Raw genomic sequence first — 305 nt, forward strand, 5'->3', positions numbered from 1 at the left:
CCGCCCTTAATACATTTATCGCTCCCACGACATCGGCATTTTCTTTGTATCCGCATTTGGTACATTCGAAATGTGCTTGCGTTTGTCTGTTTTTTGCCGAAATATATCCGCAATTCGGACAAGTTCTACTCGTATTTTTCGGAGGAACCAATACCAGCAACCCTCCTCTTTCTTCCAGCTTGTAAGTCAGCATTGTCTTGAAAGAATACCATCCTTGGTCAAGAATTGAACGATTTAAACCGCTTTTCTGTCTGACCTTTTTCCCGGGCTGCTCAACTGTACCTGACGCCGATGCAGACATATTC

Annotated in this window: 1 protein-coding gene; it reads right to left on the minus strand. The window is 43.9% G+C overall.

Going from position 1 to position 305, the window contains the following annotated elements:
* On the minus strand, positions 1-305 hold a 305-nt coding region (locus ACYQ4O_RS13050; protein ID WP_460175884.1), incomplete at both ends, for an RNA-guided endonuclease InsQ/TnpB family protein.

The organism is Turicimonas sp. TL08, assembly GCF_054660695.1.